Raw genomic sequence first — 20,561 nt, 5'->3', positions numbered from 1 at the left:
CCCTGAAAGGGAGGTAATACTGTGGCTCAAAAATGGTTACAACGGATCTTACTTGTCAATGATGACGGTATTGACGCACCGGGAATTAAATTGCTTGAAAGGGTGGCAAAACAGCTCGCCGATGAAGTCTGGGTCGTGGCACCAGCAACTGATAAAAGCGGCGTGGCCAACTCTGTCAGCCTGAGGGAGCCTGTCCGTGTGGAGCAACGCGGAGAACGTTGGTTTGCAGTGCATGGTACACCAGCTGATTGTGTCACGGTGGCCGTCCGGCAGTTGATGAAAGAACAGCCTCCACAGCTGTTACTGTCAGGCATTAACAACGGCTCTAATATCGGTTTTGAAACCGTGCTTTCCGGCACGGTAGGCGCGGCCATCACAGGCCTCCTGCTCGGCATTCCGTCGGTCGCACTGAGTCAGGACAAACGACCTGAGGATGCTGTTAACTGGCGTACGGCAGAAGCCTTTTGCCTGCCCGTACTCGAGACGATACTCCGCCGGGGGTTGCCGCTGGACTGTTGCCTGAGTATTAATTTCCCCGACCTGCCCGCGGAAAAGATCAGGGGCATTAAAGCCACGCGCCAGGGTATCGGCAAAGTGAAAGGATTACAGGTCGCCCCCACGACAGATCCGCACGGAGAAAATTATTTCTGGATCCGGGTGGAGCATGGGATCACGACATTTCCTGAACACAGTGAGGCCGGGGCGGTTTCCGAAGGATATATCTCTGTCACGCCTTTAATGTTTGAAAGAACGGCCATGGAATGCTGGCACCAGCTTTCCGGGCTCCTGAATTCGCCGCACTAATCCCTGACATAGCAGGTGCGTTTGTCGCTCTTGTGGGGGGCGACATTTTTTTCACATTCGTGTGTTTAACCCCGATAACAGTGAGTGAGATTATGATGAAGGCACTGAATTTGTATGGTGTACAGGATGTCCGCTATGAAGACGTGCGGAAACCTGAAATTGAAGCCGCAAATGATGTTCTTATTAAAGTCCATACGGCAGGTATATGTGGTTCTGATATATCGCGCTTTGGTAAAATCGGATCATATAACCCCGGTCTGACCTGGGGACATGAGTTTTCCGGTACCGTGGAGAGCACGGGGAGTGGGGTGACATCGGTCAGGAAAGGCGACCGTGTCACAGCCTGTAACTGCTTTCCCTGCTTCCACTGTGATTACTGTCAACAGGGAAATTATGCCCGGTGTACGGATCTGAAGGTGCTGGGTGGCCATGTCAGCGGAGCTTTTGCTGAATATATTCGGATGCCGGCTGAGAACGTCCTCAAATTACCCGACTCGATGGACTTCGCGACCGCAAGCTTTATCGAGCCATCCAGTGTGGTTGTGCATGGCATGCGGCAGGTCGATATCAAACCGGGGAGCAGCGTGGCCGTTGTTGGGTGCGGCACCATCGGCTTACTTGCTGTTCAATGGGCAAAAATCTGCGGTGCGGGAGACGTATTTGCATTTGACACCGATGAAATGAAACTCGAAATTGCGGCGAAAACCGGGGCAACGGCAACGTTCTATGTCAAAGATGAAAATCATTTATCCCGGTTCCGGGAGGTTACCCATAACGCCGGTGTTGATGTTGTCTTTGAATCATCCGGGAATGCGGCCGGGGTCGGCTCATCCCTGCTTCTGGCGGCTAAAGGTGGCACGGTGGTACTGCTGGGTATCCCTTACGGAGACGTTGCTTTACCCCGGCTGAATTTTGAAAAAATTGTACGCAATGAGCTTAAGGTCATTGGCTCATGGAACTCAATCTCTGCGCCGTTTCCGGGAAAAGAGTGGCAGACCTCCATCCATTACCTGAGTACCGGGCAGATTGATGTCTACCCACTAATTACAAAACGGGTGTTACTGGAACAGGTTCCGTCGATTTTGCCGGGGCTTTATAACCGGGAAGCGTTTTTCGTTAAGGTCCTGGTCAATGTTGAAGCGTTAGAGGCATGTCCCTTGTCGAGTCTTGTATGATGCAACTATTATTTCAGGCCAACAAATTGACCTAAGACGAGGCAGAAGGTTCGGAGAGTATCGATATTATCCTGACTGTACCTGATTTATTTACGCAGACATGCCAGAATGCCCTTTACATAATCCTGTCGAGACTGATATCAGAAATCAGTTTCTTCAGCCTGAAGTTTCATTTCTCAGCAGCCCTCTGAGCTTGAGTTCCGGGGGGAGAGATACTGCTGTATTTCTTACATAATGAGTAAGAGGGACATCAGCATATTCAGCTTGCGCCAAATCCTCTAAACCGCATGACCCCTTTGCTCTTAATCGTTACCGTAAGTCCTGGGGCAACGTCAAGAATGCCCCTATTCCCCATGATATATTCTATTTGCTTGATGAGCGTAATCGGGAGCGCTTCGTTGGTGATTAATTACCGGGTTGATGTTCAGCGCCAGCATCTTACAGATACCTTCACGCTGCTGTCGGGCAACAGACAGGGAGACGGCAGGATAGGCACCCAGCGCAATGCGGGATTCTTTACCGTTAATACGGTACTTGAGATACCAGTGACGGGAGCCACCCGGCTTGACCAGCAGATAAAGACCGTGGGAATCGGAGACTTTAAAGGGTTTATCAGAAGGCTTGAGAGTACGGATTTTCACGTCGGTAAGGGACATATGAGGTCACTCCATTATCGAACTAACCTGACCCCAGATTTGACCACCAATTTTCCCCGCTACGGAGGGTAAAGTTTCAACTCTCCGGGATGGGCTTTAACCTAACCTTTTGAATGCATGCCGTATAAGGATTCGTAAGGATATACGAAAGCAGAAAGCCCGCTTAAGTTTCCTTAAGCGGGCTTCTTAAATATGGCTCCTCTGACTGGACTCGAACCAGTGACATACGGATTAACAGTCCGCCGTTCTACCGACTGAACTACAGAGGAATCGTGTGAACGGGGCGCATATTAACGGCGGCGCATGGCCTTGTCAAAGGCAGAATCACCGGAATGCGTTTGATTGCTGACAATTTCAGCAGCTGGCCTGCTTTTACGCTTTTTTCCCTCGCCGTGCACCGCAATAGTGCAGATGTACCCCTAATGGGGCATATCGTAATCCGCTTACCGGGCAAATAAATCCGCGCCTGCTATCAGAATCGCTTATCACGCCGCGTCCGGCGGCATTTGCGCTAATGTAAGAAAACTGGCAAGCAAATTGCAAAACCTTCTGTATCTCAATTGCCAGCGTTGGTACTGGCTTTCCTTACAGGAGGCAAAATGAACCTAAGACGACTGAAGTATTTTGTAAAAATCGTCGATATCGGCAGTCTGACCCAGGCGGCTGAAGTCTTGCATATCGCACAACCGGCGCTGAGTCAGCAGGTGGCGACCCTGGAAGGCGAACTGGACCAGCAGCTGCTGATTCGGACTAAGCGCGGGGTCACGCCGACCGAGGCGGGCAAAATTCTCTACACCCATGCCCGTACTATTCTGCGCCAGTGCGAGCAGGCGCAGCTGGCGGTCAATAACGTCGGCCATACGCTCACCGGCCAGGTTTCCATTGGCCTGGCGCCGGGAACGGCGGCATCGGCCATTACTATGCCGCTGCTGCAGACGGTGCGTAACGAATTGCCGGAGGTTATGGTGTATCTGCAGGAAAGTAGCGGCACCATCCTCAACGACAAATTACTCAGCGGCCAGTTGGATATGGCCGTGCTGTATGAACGTTCCCCGGTTGCCGGCATCGTCAGCCAGCCGCTGCTGAAAGAAGATCTTTACCTGGTGGGCACCCGCGATTGCCCGGGGCAAAGCGTCGATCTGACGGCGGTGGCGGAGATGAATCTGTTCCTGCCGCGCGATTACAGCGCGGTGCGGGCGCGGGTGACCGAGGCCTTCACGCTGCGCCGCCTGTCGGCGAAAATTATCGGCGAAATTGAATCGATCACCACCTTAACCGCGGCGATTGCCAGCGGCATGGGCGTTACCGTCCTGCCGGAATCCGCCGCCCGCTCGCTGTGCGGCGCGGCAAACGGCTGGATGGCGCGGATCAGTACCCCGTCCATGAGCCTGTCGCTATCGCTCAACATGTCGGCCAGGGGAAGTCTGTCGCCGCAGGCGCAGGCAGTGAAGGAGATTTTGCTCTCACTGGTCAGCCGTCCGTCGCTGGAAAACCGTGAATTGCTGCTGGTGAGTTAATGTATATTCCTGAATGGAATAAGTTGCTGGTTTTTATTATTTGTTAGCAGGGACAACAGACTTTAACAATAGAGCATATGTTATGTCTGCTAGCCCGGAGGAAAGGGTGAATTTCCAGCAACTCAAAATAATTCGTGAAGCGGCCCGTCAGGACTACAACCTGACGGAAGTCGCCAATATGCTGTATACATCGCAATCGGGCGTCAGTCGTCACATCCGCGAGCTGGAAGAAGAGCTGGGGATCGAGATTTTCATCCGTCGCGGTAAGCGTCTGTTGGGGATGACGGAACCGGGTAAGGCTTTATTATCGATTGCGGAACGTATTCTCAATGAAGCCAGCAACGTCCGTCGCCTTGCCGACTTGTTTACTAATGACGCATCCGGCGTATTAACCATTGCCACCACTCATACCCAGGCCCGCTACAGCCTGCCGCCGGTGATTAAAGCCTTTCGTGAACTCTTTTCCGATGTTCGTCTGGAACTGGTGCAGGGCACGCCCCAGGAGATTGAAGCGCTGCTGCATAACGGCGGGGCGGATATTGGTATCGCCAGCGAGCGCCTGAGCAACGATCCGACGCTGGTGGCTTTCCCCTGGTTTCGCTGGCATCACAGCCTGCTGGTGCCGAAAGATCACCCTCTGGTGCAGATCACCCCTTTGACCCTCGAAGCCATTTCGCGCTGGCCGCTGATTACCTATCGCCAGGGGATCACCGGACGTTCGCGCATCGATGAGGCCTTTAACCGCAAAGGGCTGATGCCGGATATCGTCCTCAGCGCCCAGGACTCCGACGTGATTAAAACCTATGTTGAGCTGGGGCTCGGGGTCGGTCTGGTGGCGGAACAATCCGGCGATGCCCGGGAGGCGGATACCTTCACGCGCCTTGATACCCGCCACCTGTTCGACGCGAATACCGTCTGGCTAGGTTTAAAACGCGGACAGCTGCAGCGTAACTATGTCTGGCGCTTTATCGAACTGTGCAACGCCGGGCTGTCGCTGGATGAAATCAAGCGTCAGGCGATGGAGCCGGAAGAAGCGGCAATCGACTATCAGATCTGAATAAACGCCGGGGCGCCAGCGGGAAGAGCGCTCCGCTGCACCTGCGGGAGATAAAAAAGCTATAATTCATTCACGATTGTCGCGACTGAGGAAGGGAAATGATGGTGCGGCGTGTGAAATTGCTTTGTTCTCTATTATTTATGATCTCAAGCCCCAGCGTGCTGGCGGTGAGCTATCCCTTGCCGCCGGAAGGAAGCCGTCTGGTGGGAAACCCGCAGACTATCACCGTTCCGCACAATAATACGCAGCCGCTGGAGGCCTTTGCCGCGCAGTACGGGCAGGGGCTGAGCAATATGCTCGAGGCCAACCCTGGCGTTGACGTCTTTCTGCCAAAGTCGGGGACCACGCTGGTGGTGCCGCAGCAGCTGATCCTGCCCGCCACGGTGCGCAATGGTATTGTGGTCAACGTGGCTGAAATGCGCCTCTACTACTATCCGCCGGAAGGAAATACGGTGGAAGTGTTGCCGATCGGTATTGGCCAGGCGGGGCGTGAAACGCCGCGTAACTGGGTCACGGCGGTTGAGCGCAAGCAAGAGGGGCCGACCTGGGTGCCGACAGCCAATACCCGTCGCGAATATGCTAAAGAAGGCAAAACCCTACCGGCCGTCGTGCCAGCCGGGCCGGATAACCCGATGGGGCTATATGCCATTTATATCGGCAGGCTGTACGCCATTCATGGCACCAATGCCAATTTTGGTATTGGGCTGCGCGTCAGCCAGGGCTGCATCCGTTTACGTAACGCCGATATCAAGTATCTGTTCGACAACGTGCCGCTGGGCACCCGCGTGCAGATTATCGATCAGCCGGTGAAATTTACCCAGGAGCCAGACGGCAGCCGCTGGGTTGAAGTACATGAACCGTTGTCGCGTAACCGCGCGGAATATGAGTCGGATCGCAAAGTTCCGCTACCGATGGCGGCGGGGCTCCAGACCTTTGTAAAAGGTGAGGGCGTTGATGTCAATCAGGCCAGCCAGGCGCTGGAAAGGCGCTCCGGTATGCCGGTGAATATCAGCGCTTCTGGTCTCAATGCTGCCGGTAGCTAACCTTCGATACTCCGATGATGCTCTCAAAAAGCCCGCCTTTGCGGGCTTTTGCTTTCAGGTCATCCCCGTGCCGGATCGGAAAAAATCGCCTGCTGGCGAATAAAAACGCTCGCTGGGGCGTTTACCCCTCATTCACACCACTACGGAGTAATTTTGCGATGAATGATAAGGGTATAACTCAGCGGCGCCAGCGTTACGACGGCCTGACGTTAACGCTGCACTGGCTCACCGCCGCCTGCGTGATTTTCCTTTTCGCCAGCGCCCATATCTGGGAGTTTCTGGAGCGGGGCACGGCGCTGAGGAAAGGTCTGCAGGCGGTACATATCTCCTGCGGTATTATGCTGGCGATAGTGATGGTGATTCGTCCCCTATGGCGCCTGTTGAGCCAGCTGTCCCCGCGATATCGCATGCCCGCGGTGCAGGGACCGCGAGCGGTTAAATTCCTTGCCCACTGCGTCCATGGCGTACTCTACCTGCTGCTGTTGGCGCAGGTGTGCCTGGGCTTTTTATTTCGCTGGGCGCAGCAGGAGCCCTTCCGCTTTTTTGGCCAATTCGATCTTGCCGACCTGCTGTATGTGGATCCTGCCCTCCGGCATAGTCTGGGGCAGTGGCATAACAACGTGGCCTGGGCGCTGATCGTGCTTGCCTGCGGCCACGCGTTGGCGGCGCTGGCGCACCACTATCTGTTGCGGGATAACGTTCTACGCCGCATGCTGCCGGGGCGTGCTTTTCGTTAATAGCCCGGCGGTTGAAGAACGCGTTTTCATCAACCGCCTGGATAAAAAATACAGTGAGGCCGCTGGCCTAGGACCTGGTGGCGCGGATGGCAATCGCGATTGCGATCCGGTCATCCACCACCATCGCGAAGCTGTCCATGTTGTAGGCGGAACGTGAAATCGCGCTGGCGGCATGGAGCGCCAGGTCACCATCCTCTGGCGATAACCCTGTTTGCGCTTCGAGCGTGGTGTCGAGGATAACCGGCCGCCGGATATCTTTGACCCGCAGCGAGCCAAAGATCCGCATATGACCCGCGTCCTGCATTACCACTCTGTCACTGATGAAGGTGATATACGGGTAGCGTCCGGCGTCAAAAAACAGGTTGCTTTTTAGCTGCCAGGTCAACAAGGCGTTGGAGGCGACGAGGGTGGCGACAGGAATTTTTACCCTGATACGATCGTTGAACTCGTTTTGCGGATCCAGCGTCACGTCACCCGTCACGCCGTGAATGTTGGCCCAGGACTGGACGCCGCCGAAGGCGCGCCACGTGAGCTGGATGGCGGTACTTTCCGTGTCGATGGCGTAGTTAAGCGGCTTTGCATGCAGGAGCGGGCTTATCATCAGCGTTACGAGCAGCAGCGGGGGGAAACGGTTCATAATGGAAACTCCTTGGCTCAGATAAGGAGTTAACGCTGCAGGAGGCGAATCTATTCGCTGCAATGGGGCGAATGCGAAAATTAATCACCAAAGCCACACGCCGTGTGGCTTGATATGAAAAACTGGTGAGGCGCGCTCAACGGCGCCAACGGCGACGTCGCTGTTCAGCCGGGGAGTTGAGCGTGACGAATCATGTCCAGCACCTGCATGTTCCGCAGGCTTTCCTGGAGGGATATCAGCCGTGCGGGCTGGTTTAGCACGGCGGCGGAAAAGTGGTGAATTTCCGCCTGATAGCGATCCGCTTGCGCGACGGAAAGGGCGCGTACCCCCTGAGCGCTATGCAGATAAATTTCTCCCGCATCATCCAGGAAAGGCGTGTCGATACAGAGCATGCCTTTGTCGCCGATAATTTCCGCATAGTTTCGCCCGAATGCATTGAAACCACAGTGAATATTGGCAATAAGACCATCGTCGTACTGCAACAGCGCCGACAAATTGGTATCTACGCCCTGATGCCTCTCGCTCAGCACCTGGCAACGGCGCGGTATGCGCCCGGTGACCATCCCGAGAAAGTTGACCGGATAGCATCCCACATCATACAGGGCGCCGCCGCCGAGTTCGGCTTGCATCTTGATCGTATTGGGACGATCCAGCAGGAAGCGGAAGGTGGCATTGATATGGCGTAATTCGCCTAATTCCCCGCCGTCCAGCACCTCTTGCACTACCCGCATCCGGTCGGTATAGCGGTACATAAAGGCTTCCATCAGAATACGCTTATGCCGGCTTGCGACCTGCTGCATGGCCGCCACTTCGGCGGCATCTAATCCCAGCGGTTTCTCGCATAACACGTGTTTGCCCGCTTCCAGCGCCCGAATAACCCACTCTTTATGTAACGAATTGGGTAAGGGAATATAAACCGCCTGAATATCGCTATCCGCCAGCAGGTCGGCATAGCTGGCATAACTTCTCTCCCACTTATCCGTGGGGAGTTCGTCAGGTTTGCGTGATGCTACCCCGAGCAGCCGGGCGTTTGCCGCCCGTTCGATGGCCGGAATAACGGACAGTCGGGCTATCCGGGCATAGCCCAGTACCCCCCAGTTGACGATATCAGTCATCAGATTCTCCTTATAAAATCAGGGTGATAAAACGGTACCCGGCGCCTGTTTCTCCCGGTATGACGTGCTGATTCTAAGGTTCTGCGGCCTGGTAAGGTATGACAGCCTTCAAAAATTTATCATATATATTCTGATATTTGTTATACAGCAATCCTCCCGGGAGGAGGAAGGGGATTCTGTCGCTGAGCGCCGCAAGCGCGGGGCGTGCGAATGCCCGCAGCCGTTTCGTTATCGTGCGCTGAGCATGTCGGCGGGGGAGCTACGGTGAATCTCTGCTCACTCTTACCCCGGGGAATCTGCCGGGGGAACGCGCGTTCAGCGGGCCGGGAGCAGAGGTTAAGGCCGCATCGTCTGCTGCGGCCTCGGGAGTAATAACAATACTATCTATTATTTGAATACTTCAGCGGTGGCTTCAAAGTTTGGGCCGTGTTCTCTGGCTGAGATAATGACGTAATATTTCCCACCTTTCTTATCGGCCAGCTGGGATAACTTTTCATGTAGATCCATTGGCGATGATATTTCACCTCCGGACGCCCCCACAGAGATATTATCAACATACTCATATTTGAAGTGATGCGCTTCATCTTTTGAAATGAGCATTGAAGCAAAACCATTCATGGACACAAAAATAGAGGCGGCAGCAATGGCAGTAATGACCTTTTTCATAACAACTCCTTTGTTTTAGTCAAGCGGAAATGCGGGGCTATGATTACAAAAAATGGGCGGTGAATATTGTTTTAGATCAATCATGTAAACTGTAAATATCCACAATTACAACGATTTACACGATCAATATTTGTAATGACATTAATTTTCTTATGCTGATGTTACGGGTTTATATACGCTGCATCCTGGCTACGTGATAAATTATCCTGCGGAATATCTGATGGCTTTAGACTATGCTGCCATCCGCCGTTTCACTCTATGCATAGCGTCGCGCGCCAGCAACGTGAAGAGGCGACTTTCTAAACGCTTTACAAACAGAACAAAAATTCAATATAAAATCATGGACAAGGTCTATCCTCTTGCACAAAATGAAATCTTCCGTAGTGAGGGTATCGTGTCGACTGGATGGGGTGATAGTTCTGCGAGGCGCTTTTTACTGCGGCGAAATATATTAATAGCGCTTAATGTTAAAAAGGATTTTATATTTTAATAATATTATTGTTGGCTGGGTGGCATCAGGAATATGAAGAAAAAATCACAGTATCTATCTGATTTTCAACAATTCAAGCATGAAGTGAATAGTGCCATTCTGGCGACCACCTCCCCACAATCCTGTGAATGTCTGACAAGAGCCAGGGTGCTTAGCTATTTACTTTGCCGCAATATGGCACCGTCTGTCGCCGTGATGCTAAATGATATCTACGATAAGGCCGTCTTTGCCTCAACGGCGGCTGGCCGGGCGAATCAAGACCTCAGGGCTGAATTAAAAAATGCGCTCTACCAGCTGGAGTATCGGTTAAGCGCGGATAATTGTTCTGCTCTATAACGAGGAAGGGAGAAGAGTGCGCTACCGGGAGGGGTGAAAACGGCTCTGATACGCTGATTGCATCCAGGATGAGATGGCTGCATAAGTTATAATCTTATCTTTCCTCGAAATATCATGCTTGTTTAAGGAAGAAACAGTTTTTTATTGTCTATTCCGTTTCCCCGCAGCCATGTCCTCGCTGGTCTCTGTGGCATAGCAGCACCCACATAGATACGGTTTTGATGGGATGCCCGAACTTTTAGCCCAGTAAATGCGATCGGCACAGCGCTTTTTATGCCGATATTGCCATCGACGGACGGCGCCTGGCGCCTATGTAAAGGTTGCTCCGCTGCTAAACGATTATGATCCCGGTTCATTTTGAGCAGGAGATAACGATGGCAATCCTTAATATTCGCGACTTTGGCGCAGACCCGCTGGCCACGCGGCTGGCAACATCCGCTATCCAGCAAACCATCGATAGCGCCAAAACCGGCGACACGATCCTGATCCCCGCCGGACGCTTTCTTAGCGGAGCGCTGTTTCTGAAAAGCGACATTACCCTCCATTTAGCCAAAGATGCACTGTTACTCGGCAGTCAGAACCTTGCCGATTACCCTCTGATAACCACGCGGGTGGCCGGTATCGATATGCCCTGGCCGGCAGGCATCATCAATATTCATCGCTGCCAGAATGTGCAGGTTAGCGGGGCGGGTACCATCGATGGTCAGGGTGTCAGCTGGTGGGAGGCTTTCTGGGGGAGCGACGGCCGCGGCGGCATGCTGGAAACATACGCGGCGAAGGGGTTACGCTGGGTGGTCGATTATGATTGTCAGCGGCCGCGTAATATTGTGGTCTACGAGAGCGATACTATCCTGTTACAGGATTTCACCAGTCGCGAGTCAGGTTTCTGGAATCTGCACCTGTGCTATTCGCGTCGTCTATGCGTCCAGAACCTGACGATTGCTAATTCCGCGGGCCCCAGCACCGACGGAATTGACGTCGACTCATGTGAACAGGTCCTGATTGAAGGATGTACCGTCTCCTGTAATGATGACAATATCTGCGTGAAGGCAGGGCGGGGAAAAGCGGCCGCGTTGCAGGGGCGAGCGTCGCGGGATGTGGTGATTCGCCATTGTACGCTGCTACGCGGTTCCGGGATTACCCTCGGCAGCGAAACCTCCGGCGGCATTGAACGTATTACCATCGAACAGAACCGTTTTCGCGGTACCGGCGTGGGGTTTCGCATTAAATCCGCGCGTAATCGCGGCGGGTTTATTCGTGATATTACGGTTCGCCATCTCGATCTGTTGGATGTCACCTTTCCGCTGATGATCCAACTGAACTGGTTCCCTCTCTATAGCTACGGCGCGCGGGAAAATCTTACCGATGCCCCGGCCCACTGGCGCGATCTGGCCGAAGGTGTTGATGGCGAGGCCGGTTTAACGCGGGTCTCCGCCATTGAGATTCGCGATATTTCAGCCCGCCGCGGGCAGCAGGAGGGTTTTTCCCGCGCGTTCTTTATTGAAGGGTATCCGGAGCTGGCGATTGACGGCCTGACCTTAAGCGCCATTGATATCGATGCGACAGAATTTGGCAAAATAGCCGGGGTGAAGGGGCTGCGGTTTGATCAGGTCACGGTGAATGCGCCGACCCTCACTCAGGCAGAAAATGATACGTATGAGCGTTAGCCGGTGAACCGCCCTGATAAGATCCGTTGGGCGGAAATGACGGCAGCGGCTTAGCCTTGCGTCACCGGCTGGGCCGGGGACTGATTCCTGGAGGGTAAATGAAATATGTCATCGTAGGCAGCGGAAATATCAGTAATACCTATCTTCGGGCGGTAAAAAACATCGACCATGCTGACATTGTGGGCTGTGTTTCGCGCAGCTGTCGCGCGCCGCAATCGGCGCCAGACTTAGCCTGCTGGAACAGCCTGGACGCGGTGGATCGGCCCTTTGATGCCGTGATTATCACCACACCTAATGGGTTACATCATCAGAGTGCGATTGCCGCCGCACAGGCAGGCAAACATATTCTGGTTGAGAAACCGCTGGATATCACCCTCGCCGCCGCTGACCAGATCATTAACCGCGCCGAAAAGGCTGGCGTGGTGCTGGCCGTTGCCTTCCAGCGGCGGACCTATCCGGACAACATGGCGGTAAAAAAAATGGTCGATAGCGGCGTGCTGGGAAAATGTTACGCCGCCGATCTTTCCTGTCGGTTCTGGCGCGAGCAGGCCTATTACGACAGCGCAGAGTATCGTGGCGGCTATGAAATTGACGGCGGTGGCGTTTTTATTCAGCAGGCTGCGCACAATATCGATAACTATATCTGGTTGTTTGGTATGCCGGCGCGTGTCACCAGTGAACTCGCGACCTTTGCCCACCGGATGGAGGCCGAAGATCATGGCGCCGTGCTGCTGCGTCATGCCAACGGCATGATTGGGACGATAGTCGCTTCTACCTGCGCGCGGCCGGGTTATGCTGCGCGCCTCGAAGTCTGCTGTGAAAAAGGCACCTTTACGCTAACGGACGATCGGATCACGCAGTGGGATATTGACGGAGTCGCTAACCCGGCGAGCACGCTGGTGACGGCCGCAGATGACGGCGCGCGTAGTGCGGTAGTGACGGACACGTCGCGCCATGAAGCCATACTTCATGATTTTGCCCGGGCGGTTAAGACCGGGAGCTCGCCTTTGTGCAGCGGCCGCGACGCCCGGCGTACGACGCAACTGGTGCTGGAGATATACGGGCGTAATACGGATTAATGTCACAGACCGCCGGAGTAAGGTTCGGCGGACATCCGTCAATTTATTTGATGCTTTATGTTAAACAACCGATATTTATTCTCAACGGGTAATGCGTAGAGTAGAGGTCACACAAGGCAGGGCCAGGTACGTTCGATGACCAATGATACCTCATCTGCTGAACATCTCCCTGCAACCAGGATAAATACGTCATGAAAAAGATTGGATTTTTGTCATTTGGTCACTGGACGCCATCGCCGCAGTCCGGCACCCGCTCGGCCGCTGACGCATTGTTGCAATCCATCGATCTGGCCGTTGCCGCTGAAGAGCTGGGGGCCGACGGAGCCTGGTTCAGGGTGCATCACTTTGCCCGCCAGCTGAGCTCGCCGTTCCCTCTGCTGGCCGCGATAGGCGCGAAAACCCGGCGTATTGAAATTGGTACCGGCGTCATCGACATGCGCTATGAGAACCCGTTGTATATGGCGGAGGAGGCGGGGGCGGCGGATTTGATCGCCGGCGGGCGTCTACAGCTGGGGATCAGCCGTGGCTCACCGGAGCAGGTCATTGATGGCTGGCGCCATTTCGGCTACGTTCCTGCGGAAGGGGAAAACGAGTCTGATATGGCGCGCCGCCATACCGAAGTGCTGTTGGATGTGCTGCGTGGTGAAGGTTTTGCGAAACCCAATCCGCAGCCGATGTTCCCGAACCCGCCGGGCCTGCTGCGCCCTGAGCCATACTCCGAGGGGTTACGCGAGCGTATCTGGTGGGGGGCCGGTTCAAACGCTACGGCGATGTGGGCCGCGAAGCTGGGTATGAACCTGCAAAGTTCGACATTAAAGGACGATGAAACCGGCGAGCCGTTCCACATTCAGCAGGCAAAACAGATCCGTGCCTATCGCGAGGCCTGGGCGCAGGCGGGGCACACGCGGACGCCCCGCGTCTCGGTGAGCCGCAGCATTTTCGCGCTGATGGACGATCGCGACCGGATGTACTTTGGTTCAAGCCGCGACGATAGCGATAAGGTCGGTTTCCTGGATGAGAAAACCCGGGCGATATTCGGGCGCAGCTATGCCGCCGCACCGGATAAGCTGATCGAGCAGCTGAAACAGGATGAAGCGATTGCCGAAGCGGACACCTTGTTGCTGACCGTGCCAAATCAGCTGGGCGTGGATTACAACGTGCACGTTATCGAATCTATTCTGCAGCATGTCGCTCCGGCGATGGGCTGGCGCGAGGCATAGCCGAGCCCTGAAAAACGTCTCGCCTGGGTTATGCCTGGCGAGGCGTTAAAGCGGAATTCCCGGAGCAGGGCAATATTACGCGGTCGTTGGTGGCTGTAGCTGATAGATCCATGCCGTAACGCGCTGACCCTCTGCCGTGGTTACTTCCACCTCAACGCGGTCGTAGCCCTCTTCAAATTCATCCAGCATTGGCCAGTGCGCTGCCAGGTTCGCGGAGAAAAACAGGTAACCGTGGACGAGCGGACCTTGATTATCCAGAACGATCCCAGGAAAATCGGCAGCCGCTCCCCAGCCGCGCTCATAAAATGTCCCCGTTACCGACCCCGGCAGCCACTCCCCACCGATGTTTTCCAGAATATGGGCATTAGCATAGCCCGGACGTAGCGTCCCGTAGACAAACAAGCGTTCCATTATCCCTCGTTAGCCAAAGCAGTGATTACCCTAACGGGCAGAGCAGAATGCTCAAAATACGGGGGAACGAGCGGGTGCGCAAGCGGTGAGAAAGGGGGATGTTCGGTAAGCAAACCGATCCTGGACGCAGCTCCCGGCGGCCTTAGCGCACTCCTTTCGGACGCAACCCGTATCGTTAGCCGTTCCTGCAAGCTGGTACAGCCTTAAAAATTACGGGTATAATCCTACAAAATGTGCAACGGGCTTAGCAACGAAGATGACAAAACTGACCTTACAAGAGCAAATGCTCAAAGCTGGATTAGTAACCAGCAAAAAAATGGCCAAAGTCCAGAGGACGGCCAAAAAATCACGCGTTCAGGCCCGGGAGGCAAGAGCGGCTGTCGAGGAAAATAAAAAAACGCAGCTTGAGCGTGATAAGCAGCTAAGCGAACAACAAAAACAGGCCGCTTTATCTAAAGAGTATAAAGCTCAGGTTAAGCAGCTTATTGAAATGAACAGAATCGACATTGCAAAAGGCGATATTGGTTTTAACTTCACCGATAATAATTTAATTAAAAAAATATTTGTCGATAAGCTGACTCAGGCCCAGCTGACCAGCGGCCGTCTCGCCATTGCTCGTCTGGACGGGGATAACAATAGCGAAAGCACATACGTGATTATCCCGGCGAGCGTAGCCGATAAAATTGCGCAGCGAGATGCGAACAGCATTGTATTAAATAGCGCGCTGAGTCAGGAAGAGCAAGACGAAGACGATCCGTACGCCGATTTTAAAGTGCCCGATGATTTGATGTGGTAATTCACCGGTTGACGATGCTGACCAATGAAAAGCCCTGCGGGGCTTTTTTTATGTTCGCCCGGTCGTGAAGCCAAACCGTACTATCGGGAACAACCCGAGCTTCAGCAACGTGTTGTTTGGTTTAGAACGGTTCGGCTATTGATTTTTACCATTCTGGCTGTGACTTTTTGCGACACGGTAGCAGCAGGGCGAGTATGGCGTCACCGGCTGGAGCCGGCATCCTTCCAGCGCAGCGTATCAATCAGCGCCCGTAGCGCTGAAGTCACCCGGCGGTTCGGGTAGTATAAATGACAGCCTGGAAAGGCTGGGCACCATTCGTCCAGCACAGAAATGAGTCTACCGTCAGCCAGTTCTTCTGCGACCTCATGCTCCATCAACATGCCTAGCCCTGCGCCTGCTCTGACCGTCGCCGCAGCCAGAACGCCATCGTTCACGATCAGCTGACCCGTAGTCCGGCGTTTTACCTCATGGCCTTCGTGTTTAAATGCCCATGGCAGGAGCTTCCCCGTGCTGACGAGGCGATAGTTAATACAAATATGTTCGTCCAAAGCGAGAGGAGAGGTGGGTTTTCCATGGCGTGCAAAATAGTCCGGCGTTCCTACCACCAGTGCGCGGACATCTGGCCCAATTCGGACTGCGATCATATCGCGTTCCACCGTTTCGCCGAGTCGGATACCGGCATCAAAGCCGTTAGCGACGATATCCACCAGGTGGTCATCCACAATAACTTCGACTGATATGTCAGGATGTTCCAGTAAAAAGGTGGGAAGTTTATCCGCGAGAAGGGTACGCGCGGCATAGTGGAACGTTGTCAGGCGAATAGCGCCGGACGGAGCGCTGCGAAAATCAGACAGTCCTTCCAGCCCTTCCGCCAGGCTGGTCAGCGCGGGTTCCAGCGTCTGTAACAGCTGTTTGCCCGCGGCTGTAGGGGCTACCGAGCGGGTGGTTCGTGCCAGCAAGACCACACCCAGTCGTTGTTCCAGGCTGCGCATCGCGTGACTGAGTGCCGACGGGGACAAACCTAATTCGGCCCCGGCTCGGGTGAAACTGCCGGTTCTGGCCACGGTGGCGAATGCCGCCAGGTCGTCAAGGTCACCACGCTTCATTGCTGCATTCCTTTCATAAGGCTTTGCCACGTTACAGGGATACTCGTACCGGTGTTCGCTGTCATATTCTTACTTTTTACCGGCTTATTGAGAGGATAATATCATGGATATGACGTGCTATCGCACGCTCGGCAACTCCGGGCTGGCGGTTAGTCCATTGGCTCTGGGCACGATGACGTTTGGTGCTGGCCGTTGGGGAGTGGATGAAACAGGCGCCCGCGCGATTTTTGATGCTTATTCCGCGGCGGGGGGAAACTTCATCGACACCGCAGATGTTTATGCTGGCGGAAACAGTGAAATGATGCTGGGCCGTTTTCTGGCCAGGAGCGGTAGTCGTGAGAAAATGGTGATATCGACCCGGTCAGGCTTCCCGCGCCGTCAGGATACGCCGCTCGCCGGGGGAAATTCGGCACGGAACATCCGTAACGGAATTGAAGGGTCGCTGAAGCGGCTTGCCACTGACTATATCGACGTCTACTGGACTCATATCTGGGATATGACGACTCCGCCAGAAGAGGTGCTCCGGGCACTAACCGACGCCGTACGTCGTGGCGATATTCTCTACTATGGCTTTTCCAATGCTCCGGCATGGTATGCCGCGCAAATCGCCACCCTGGCTTCCGCCCAGGGTTTGCCGCGACCTGTCTGCCTGCAATATTCCTATTCACTCATCGATCGCGGCGTTGAACTGGACATACTTCCGGCCGGCAATGCGCTTGGCATGGGGCTGGTGGCCTGGAGTCCACTTGGCGCCGGTTTGCTGACCGGGAAATATGGCAGGGAAAAACTTGCTGATGCCGGGCCTGCCGGCAATCTACCTAATCGTGCCGGAGAGTCCAGCGGAGGGAGTAACGGGCGTCTCAATGGGGATAACCCGTTTGGTGGGCTGCTCTTTACTGAGGCAAATTTCCGTATCGTCGACGTGCTTCGCGAAGTTGCAGCCGAAGTAGGCAGACCGATGGCGCAGGTTGCGCTCTCCTGGGTCGCGAACCGGTCAGGGGTCTCCTCAGTTTTGCTTGGCGCGAGCAGGGTAGAACAATTGCAGGAGAATATAGCCTCTCTGGAAATTGAGCTGACGGCCGATCGATTATCCCGTCTGGAGGCCGCAGGGCAGTTGCCTATGATGAACCCGTATTTAATTTTTAATCTGCCACGAGAGCGTATTTTCGCTGGGTATACTGTCGAGACCTGGAAGCAGCGTTAAACGGCAGAAATACAGATGCGGATTATCGTTTTCAGGCCCGATCCTGTTGATGGATTAGGGCCTGATTGCGCGATGAGACGGCCATTGTGCCATTGCCATCTATCTTCATCCGTGGACAGTTCCCGGCGCGCCATACCCGGGCTAATTTCCGTACGGGGGCCATCCGATCTATTTAACTATCCCGTAGATAGCCATTTATTTTCGGGCCGTCGCTCCAGCGCCAGGGAGAGGCAATGGTTTTTCACCGGCGGGGGATGCTTGCCCGATGCGCGTGAAGCATGAGAAAGAAGGGGACACACAAACAAAAAGCCCGCTTAAGTTTCCTTAAGCGGGCTTCTCTAAATATTCATGTCGGTGCTGTAATCAGTCAGGCAGGAAAACTGCTTGGTACTCGCATTATTCAAACCAATCCTGGATTGGATGAGTCGCTGGATAAACTTACCCGCAAATATGCCCGTAGTCTTCGCAGCCAGTTTGGTGTTGGGCCGCAGACCGCGGCGACACTCTTCGATTACATTGAAGTGTTCTACAACCGAGCCCGACGGCCTTTGAACAGGCCATGTCGTGAGGACTGGAAATGCCTACCGGGGTGGGGGCAGTCCATTCCGTCAAGAACACTGACATAGAGCGTTTTTTTCATCTTATTCATCGGCATATACCGTCATTGAAAACTGATAGAATTTTGGATTCATGGTGGCAACGAAGTATTCAGCCGCCTGGTTGTTATCCATGAATGCTACTCGCGAGACTGAGATGATGGCTGTGCCGACAGACAAACCAAGATGCTGAGACTCCTCGATCGTGGAGTTCCTCACCAGCAACTGCTGCTCTCCTTTGTAAATTGGATGAGGAAGTGATTTATCGAACAAGGCCATCAACGATTGAGAAAAGTCATAAGTTTCAAGTTCAGGCAATAAATCTACCGGGATCCAGGAGATCTGATGAGCGATGGGTTGCTCTGCAGCGTAATGTAAACGCTCGATACAGAAGCATTCAGCTTTAGGGGATAACTTTAGCTCTGCGTTAATACGCTCATTAATAACTCGACTGAAACTGATAGTTTTAGTTGAGGGTTTCATGCCCGCAGCCAGAAGATCGTCAGTAAAGAAACCCCGCAGACGATTTAAACGCTGAACTGGCGGTAATTTTCGTAACCGCAGACGACCGCGTGATTTTGGTCGTACAACAATATTTTCGCTAATCATCTCATCCAGAGCACGTCTGACAGTGATACGGCTGACGCCAAATTTCTCAGTAATCTCTTTTTCCGTAGGAAGGTCATCGTCAACGGTGAAGGCTTGTTGGAACCAACTCTCCAACAGATCGCGCAATTGATGGAAGAGCGGAACCGGGCTTGCAACATCCAAGAGAGAGTAATTACCTTCAAATTCATTTGGTAACGACAAAGTAAGTCCTCAACATTATTCTCCAATACACTAATGTTATATGTATAGCACATTCAACCGGAGAAAAAATGAAATTAGCGTAAGAAGTACCTGGATCACATTTTTTTTCTCTTTTTTTGACTTAATGTCATAACATAAATACATTTGATTTGAGCTATCGCATTCTTATCGATACGAGAGGAAAAAAATGGACTGGTTAGACACGGCTATCAACGCTTGTACACGTAAGGCACTGTGTAATGCAGAAAAATTTACTGACTTTCCGCATGTGACAGAGCACGGGAAATATGGTTTTACGCCGGATGGCGTATGGACAGGTGGCTTCTGGACGGGCGTGCTGTGGCTGAGTTGGCAACAGACGAAGAATCCGCTGTTGTTAGAACGAGCAACGCATTTCACCCAACGTTTATTACCGCGTGCGCAGGATACCTGTAACCATGACTTAGGATTTATGTTCTATCCCAGTGCTATCACAGGTTGGCGGTTGACGGGGGATGAAGAGTGGAAGCAGGCGGCTATTCAGGCTGCGCACAGCCTTGCAGGTCAGTTTAACTCCCAGGGCGGATTTATTCCTGGTTGGGGGTTCTTCGGTGGTCAAGAGTGGTCTAATAGCGTCCTCATTGACACTCTGATGAACTTGCCGCTATTGGTCTGGGCAGTAAAGCAGGGAGCTGATCCTGAATTGCTGAACGTGGTACGCATTCATACGCAAAAAGCGCTTTCCCACCACCTGCGTGCAAACGGCTCCGTGTATCATGTTTTCCATTTTGATGAGAATGGAAATGGGGTGCGCGGCGATACTTATCAAGGGTTACGCGCAGATACCAGTTGGGCCAGAGGGCAGGGGTGGGCAGTCGCTGGCCTCGCTATGCTCGCGGCTGAACTGGATGATGCTACTTATCTGGCAGCGTCGGAAAAAGTGGCGCATTTCATTATCGGAAACCTGCCTTCCGACCATATTCCACAGTGGGATTATGATGCCGATGCCAATTCACCCAAGGATGCGTCAGCAGGTGCGATTAGTGCATATGGGTTGCTCAGACTGTATAAGCTGACAGGCAAAGAGTTGTATAAGTCGGCGGCGGTTCTGATGTTGCAGGCGCTTAGCGAGCATTGTTTGCTGGAAGAACATGAAGGATTGCTGGCGCATTCGACTGCCGATCTGCCACATGGTCTGGGTATTGATCAGGCTACTGGATATGGGGATTATTATTTCATCAAAGCGTTGTTGGAATTGAAGCGTTTGTAATATTTAAGTCGCGAATATTTAACAGGAAGGCCTGCGAATCAGGCCTTTTTTTGCGGCTGATCCGTCCTGAATAGCATATAGAATATTTTACTCCTCCCTCTTTTGTCTTAACATGCCCAGCCTACCACTTTCTCCTCGACTTACTAATTAGATGCTCGGAAACCGATTCACCGAATCATAAGTCAAAGCC

General features: G+C 53.5%; 20 protein-coding genes, 1 tRNA gene and 1 pseudogene. 14 read left to right on the top strand and 8 right to left on the bottom strand.

Features of this window, described 5'->3' with window-relative positions:
* Positions 1 to 21: 21 nt before the first annotated feature.
* A complete protein-coding gene (gene surE, locus EDF73_RS01230) occupies positions 22 to 804 on the top strand; it encodes a 5'/3'-nucleotidase SurE (protein ID WP_132724897.1) in 783 nt (260 codons plus the stop codon).
* 92 nt (positions 805 to 896) lie between these two features.
* Complete coding sequence (locus EDF73_RS01225; RefSeq protein ID WP_243655185.1) at positions 897 to 1,979, top strand: galactitol-1-phosphate 5-dehydrogenase; 1,083 nt, start codon at positions 897 to 899, stop codon at positions 1,977 to 1,979.
* A gap of 389 nt (positions 1,980 to 2,368) precedes the next feature.
* Here the strand turns inward: EDF73_RS01225 and EDF73_RS01220 are convergent.
* Positions 2,369 to 2,635 (bottom strand): annotated as a pseudogene (locus tag EDF73_RS01220) (Arm DNA-binding domain-containing protein); the annotation flags it as partial.
* A 193-nt stretch (positions 2,636 to 2,828) separates the two neighbouring features.
* Positions 2,829 to 2,904, bottom strand: a tRNA-Asn gene (locus tag EDF73_RS01215).
* Between the two features lie 330 nt (positions 2,905 to 3,234).
* On the opposite strand from EDF73_RS01215, the gene nac reads away from it, so the two are divergent.
* The 4 genes from nac (at position 3,235) to EDF73_RS01195 (ending at position 6,989) form a co-directional block, all read left to right on the top strand.
* Positions 3,235 to 4,152, top strand: coding sequence for a nitrogen assimilation transcriptional regulator NAC (gene nac, locus EDF73_RS01210; RefSeq protein WP_132724895.1), 918 nt, complete (start codon positions 3,235 to 3,237; stop codon positions 4,150 to 4,152).
* A 106-nt stretch (positions 4,153 to 4,258) separates the two neighbouring features.
* On the top strand, positions 4,259 to 5,209 hold the full coding sequence (gene cbl, locus EDF73_RS01205; RefSeq protein ID WP_132724893.1) for an HTH-type transcriptional regulator Cbl: 951 nt from the start codon (positions 4,259 to 4,261) through the stop codon (positions 5,207 to 5,209).
* Positions 5,210 to 5,307: 98 nt separating this feature from the next.
* Positions 5,308 to 6,252: a L,D-transpeptidase gene (ldtA, locus tag EDF73_RS01200; protein ID WP_132724891.1), complete on the top strand. Its 945-nt coding sequence runs from the start codon at positions 5,308 to 5,310 to the stop codon at positions 6,250 to 6,252.
* A gap of 158 nt (positions 6,253 to 6,410) precedes the next feature.
* Positions 6,411 to 6,989: a cytochrome b gene (locus EDF73_RS01195; protein ID WP_132724889.1), complete on the top strand. Its 579-nt coding sequence runs from the start codon at positions 6,411 to 6,413 to the stop codon at positions 6,987 to 6,989.
* Positions 6,990 to 7,056: 67 nt separating this feature from the next.
* Here EDF73_RS01195 and EDF73_RS01190 read toward each other — a convergent pair whose 3' ends face one another.
* The 3 genes from EDF73_RS01190 to EDF73_RS01180 all read right to left on the bottom strand — a co-directional run bounded on the left by EDF73_RS01190 (position 7,057) and on the right by EDF73_RS01180 (position 9,407).
* Positions 7,057 to 7,626: a YceI family protein gene (locus EDF73_RS01190; RefSeq protein ID WP_132724887.1), complete on the bottom strand. Its 570-nt coding sequence runs from the start codon at positions 7,624 to 7,626 to the stop codon at positions 7,057 to 7,059.
* Positions 7,627 to 7,790: 164 nt separating this feature from the next.
* Complete coding sequence (locus EDF73_RS01185; protein WP_132724885.1) at positions 7,791 to 8,741, bottom strand: Gfo/Idh/MocA family oxidoreductase; 951 nt, start codon at positions 8,739 to 8,741, stop codon at positions 7,791 to 7,793.
* A 387-nt stretch (positions 8,742 to 9,128) separates the two neighbouring features.
* The gene (locus EDF73_RS01180) at positions 9,129 to 9,407 is read right to left on the bottom strand and encodes a DUF1471 domain-containing protein (RefSeq protein WP_132724883.1); all 279 of its coding nucleotides are present in this window, start codon (positions 9,405 to 9,407) and stop codon (positions 9,129 to 9,131) included.
* Between the two features lie 220 nt (positions 9,408 to 9,627).
* Here EDF73_RS01180 and EDF73_RS01175 point away from each other — a divergent pair, with 220 nt between their 5' ends.
* From EDF73_RS01175 to EDF73_RS01155, 5 genes are all read left to right on the top strand, one after another.
* On the top strand, positions 9,628 to 9,897 hold the full coding sequence (locus EDF73_RS01175; RefSeq protein ID WP_132724881.1) for a hypothetical protein: 270 nt from the start codon (positions 9,628 to 9,630) through the stop codon (positions 9,895 to 9,897).
* 33 nt (positions 9,898 to 9,930) lie between these two features.
* The gene (locus EDF73_RS01170) at positions 9,931 to 10,233 is read left to right on the top strand and encodes a hypothetical protein (RefSeq protein WP_132724879.1); all 303 of its coding nucleotides are present in this window, start codon (positions 9,931 to 9,933) and stop codon (positions 10,231 to 10,233) included.
* Positions 10,234 to 10,607: 374 nt separating this feature from the next.
* A complete protein-coding gene (locus EDF73_RS01165; RefSeq protein WP_132724877.1) occupies positions 10,608 to 11,900 on the top strand; it encodes a glycoside hydrolase family 28 protein in 1,293 nt (430 codons plus the stop codon).
* A gap of 98 nt (positions 11,901 to 11,998) precedes the next feature.
* Positions 11,999 to 12,979, top strand: a complete 981-nt coding sequence (locus EDF73_RS01160; protein WP_132724875.1) for a Gfo/Idh/MocA family oxidoreductase — start codon at positions 11,999 to 12,001, stop codon at positions 12,977 to 12,979.
* 191 nt (positions 12,980 to 13,170) lie between these two features.
* Complete coding sequence (locus tag EDF73_RS01155) at positions 13,171 to 14,199, top strand: LLM class flavin-dependent oxidoreductase (protein WP_132724873.1); 1,029 nt, start codon at positions 13,171 to 13,173, stop codon at positions 14,197 to 14,199.
* A gap of 75 nt (positions 14,200 to 14,274) precedes the next feature.
* On the opposite strand, the gene EDF73_RS01150 is transcribed toward EDF73_RS01155, so the two are convergent.
* Positions 14,275 to 14,610 (bottom strand): gamma-glutamylcyclotransferase family protein, encoded by a 336-nt coding sequence (locus tag EDF73_RS01150; protein WP_132724871.1) that lies wholly within the window; start codon positions 14,608 to 14,610, stop codon positions 14,275 to 14,277.
* A 256-nt stretch (positions 14,611 to 14,866) separates the two neighbouring features.
* On the opposite strand from EDF73_RS01150, the gene EDF73_RS01145 reads away from it, so the two are divergent.
* Positions 14,867 to 15,406, top strand: coding sequence for a DUF2058 domain-containing protein (locus tag EDF73_RS01145; RefSeq protein ID WP_132724869.1), 540 nt, complete (start codon positions 14,867 to 14,869; stop codon positions 15,404 to 15,406).
* 200 nt (positions 15,407 to 15,606) lie between these two features.
* Here EDF73_RS01145 and EDF73_RS01140 read toward each other — a convergent pair whose 3' ends face one another.
* Complete coding sequence (locus EDF73_RS01140; protein WP_132724867.1) at positions 15,607 to 16,512, bottom strand: LysR family transcriptional regulator; 906 nt, start codon at positions 16,510 to 16,512, stop codon at positions 15,607 to 15,609.
* A gap of 103 nt (positions 16,513 to 16,615) precedes the next feature.
* Here EDF73_RS01140 and EDF73_RS01135 point away from each other — a divergent pair, with 103 nt between their 5' ends.
* On the top strand, positions 16,616 to 17,716 hold the full coding sequence (locus EDF73_RS01135; protein ID WP_132724865.1) for an aldo/keto reductase: 1,101 nt from the start codon (positions 16,616 to 16,618) through the stop codon (positions 17,714 to 17,716).
* Positions 17,717 to 18,357: 641 nt separating this feature from the next.
* Here the strand turns inward: EDF73_RS01135 and EDF73_RS01125 are convergent.
* Positions 18,358 to 19,122 carry a GntR family transcriptional regulator gene (locus tag EDF73_RS01125; RefSeq protein WP_132724861.1) on the bottom strand — a complete coding sequence of 255 codons (765 nt, stop codon included), beginning with the start codon at positions 19,120 to 19,122 and terminating at the stop codon, positions 18,358 to 18,360.
* Positions 19,123 to 19,309: 187 nt separating this feature from the next.
* Here EDF73_RS01125 and EDF73_RS01120 point away from each other — a divergent pair, with 187 nt between their 5' ends.
* A complete protein-coding gene (locus EDF73_RS01120; RefSeq protein ID WP_132724859.1) occupies positions 19,310 to 20,371 on the top strand; it encodes a glycoside hydrolase family 88 protein in 1,062 nt (353 codons plus the stop codon).
* The last annotated feature ends 190 nt before the right edge of the window (positions 20,372 to 20,561 follow it).

It is taken from the genome of Klebsiella sp. BIGb0138, from assembly GCF_004342285.1.
Taxonomy (GTDB): Bacteria; Pseudomonadota; Gammaproteobacteria; order Enterobacterales; family Enterobacteriaceae; genus Klebsiella.
This window is presented reverse-complemented; position numbering and strand designations above follow the sequence as displayed.

Coding starts and splice junctions, on each gene's coding strand:
- EDF73_RS01170 (WP_132724879.1), top strand. CDS start 9,931: ATGAAGAAAAAATCACAGTATCTATCTGATTTTCAACAATTCAAGCAT.
- EDF73_RS01140 (WP_132724867.1), bottom strand. CDS start 16,512: ATGAAGCGTGGTGACCTTGACGACCTGGCGGCATTCGCCACCGTGGCC.
- ldtA (WP_132724891.1), top strand. CDS start 5,308: ATGATGGTGCGGCGTGTGAAATTGCTTTGTTCTCTATTATTTATGATC.
- EDF73_RS01165 (WP_132724877.1), top strand. CDS start 10,608: ATGGCAATCCTTAATATTCGCGACTTTGGCGCAGACCCGCTGGCCACG.
- nac (WP_132724895.1), top strand. CDS start 3,235: ATGAACCTAAGACGACTGAAGTATTTTGTAAAAATCGTCGATATCGGC.
- EDF73_RS01185 (WP_132724885.1), bottom strand. CDS start 8,741: ATGACTGATATCGTCAACTGGGGGGTACTGGGCTATGCCCGGATAGCC.
- EDF73_RS01225 (WP_243655185.1), top strand. CDS start 897: ATGATGAAGGCACTGAATTTGTATGGTGTACAGGATGTCCGCTATGAA.
- EDF73_RS01160 (WP_132724875.1), top strand. CDS start 11,999: ATGAAATATGTCATCGTAGGCAGCGGAAATATCAGTAATACCTATCTT.
- EDF73_RS01175 (WP_132724881.1), top strand. CDS start 9,628: ATGGCTTTAGACTATGCTGCCATCCGCCGTTTCACTCTATGCATAGCG.
- EDF73_RS01150 (WP_132724871.1), bottom strand. CDS start 14,610: ATGGAACGCTTGTTTGTCTACGGGACGCTACGTCCGGGCTATGCTAAT.
- EDF73_RS01145 (WP_132724869.1), top strand. CDS start 14,867: ATGACAAAACTGACCTTACAAGAGCAAATGCTCAAAGCTGGATTAGTA.
- EDF73_RS01190 (WP_132724887.1), bottom strand. CDS start 7,626: ATGAACCGTTTCCCCCCGCTGCTGCTCGTAACGCTGATGATAAGCCCG.
- EDF73_RS01180 (WP_132724883.1), bottom strand. CDS start 9,407: ATGAAAAAGGTCATTACTGCCATTGCTGCCGCCTCTATTTTTGTGTCC.
- EDF73_RS01120 (WP_132724859.1), top strand. CDS start 19,310: ATGGACTGGTTAGACACGGCTATCAACGCTTGTACACGTAAGGCACTG.
- EDF73_RS01135 (WP_132724865.1), top strand. CDS start 16,616: ATGGATATGACGTGCTATCGCACGCTCGGCAACTCCGGGCTGGCGGTT.
- EDF73_RS01155 (WP_132724873.1), top strand. CDS start 13,171: ATGAAAAAGATTGGATTTTTGTCATTTGGTCACTGGACGCCATCGCCG.
- EDF73_RS01195 (WP_132724889.1), top strand. CDS start 6,411: ATGAATGATAAGGGTATAACTCAGCGGCGCCAGCGTTACGACGGCCTG.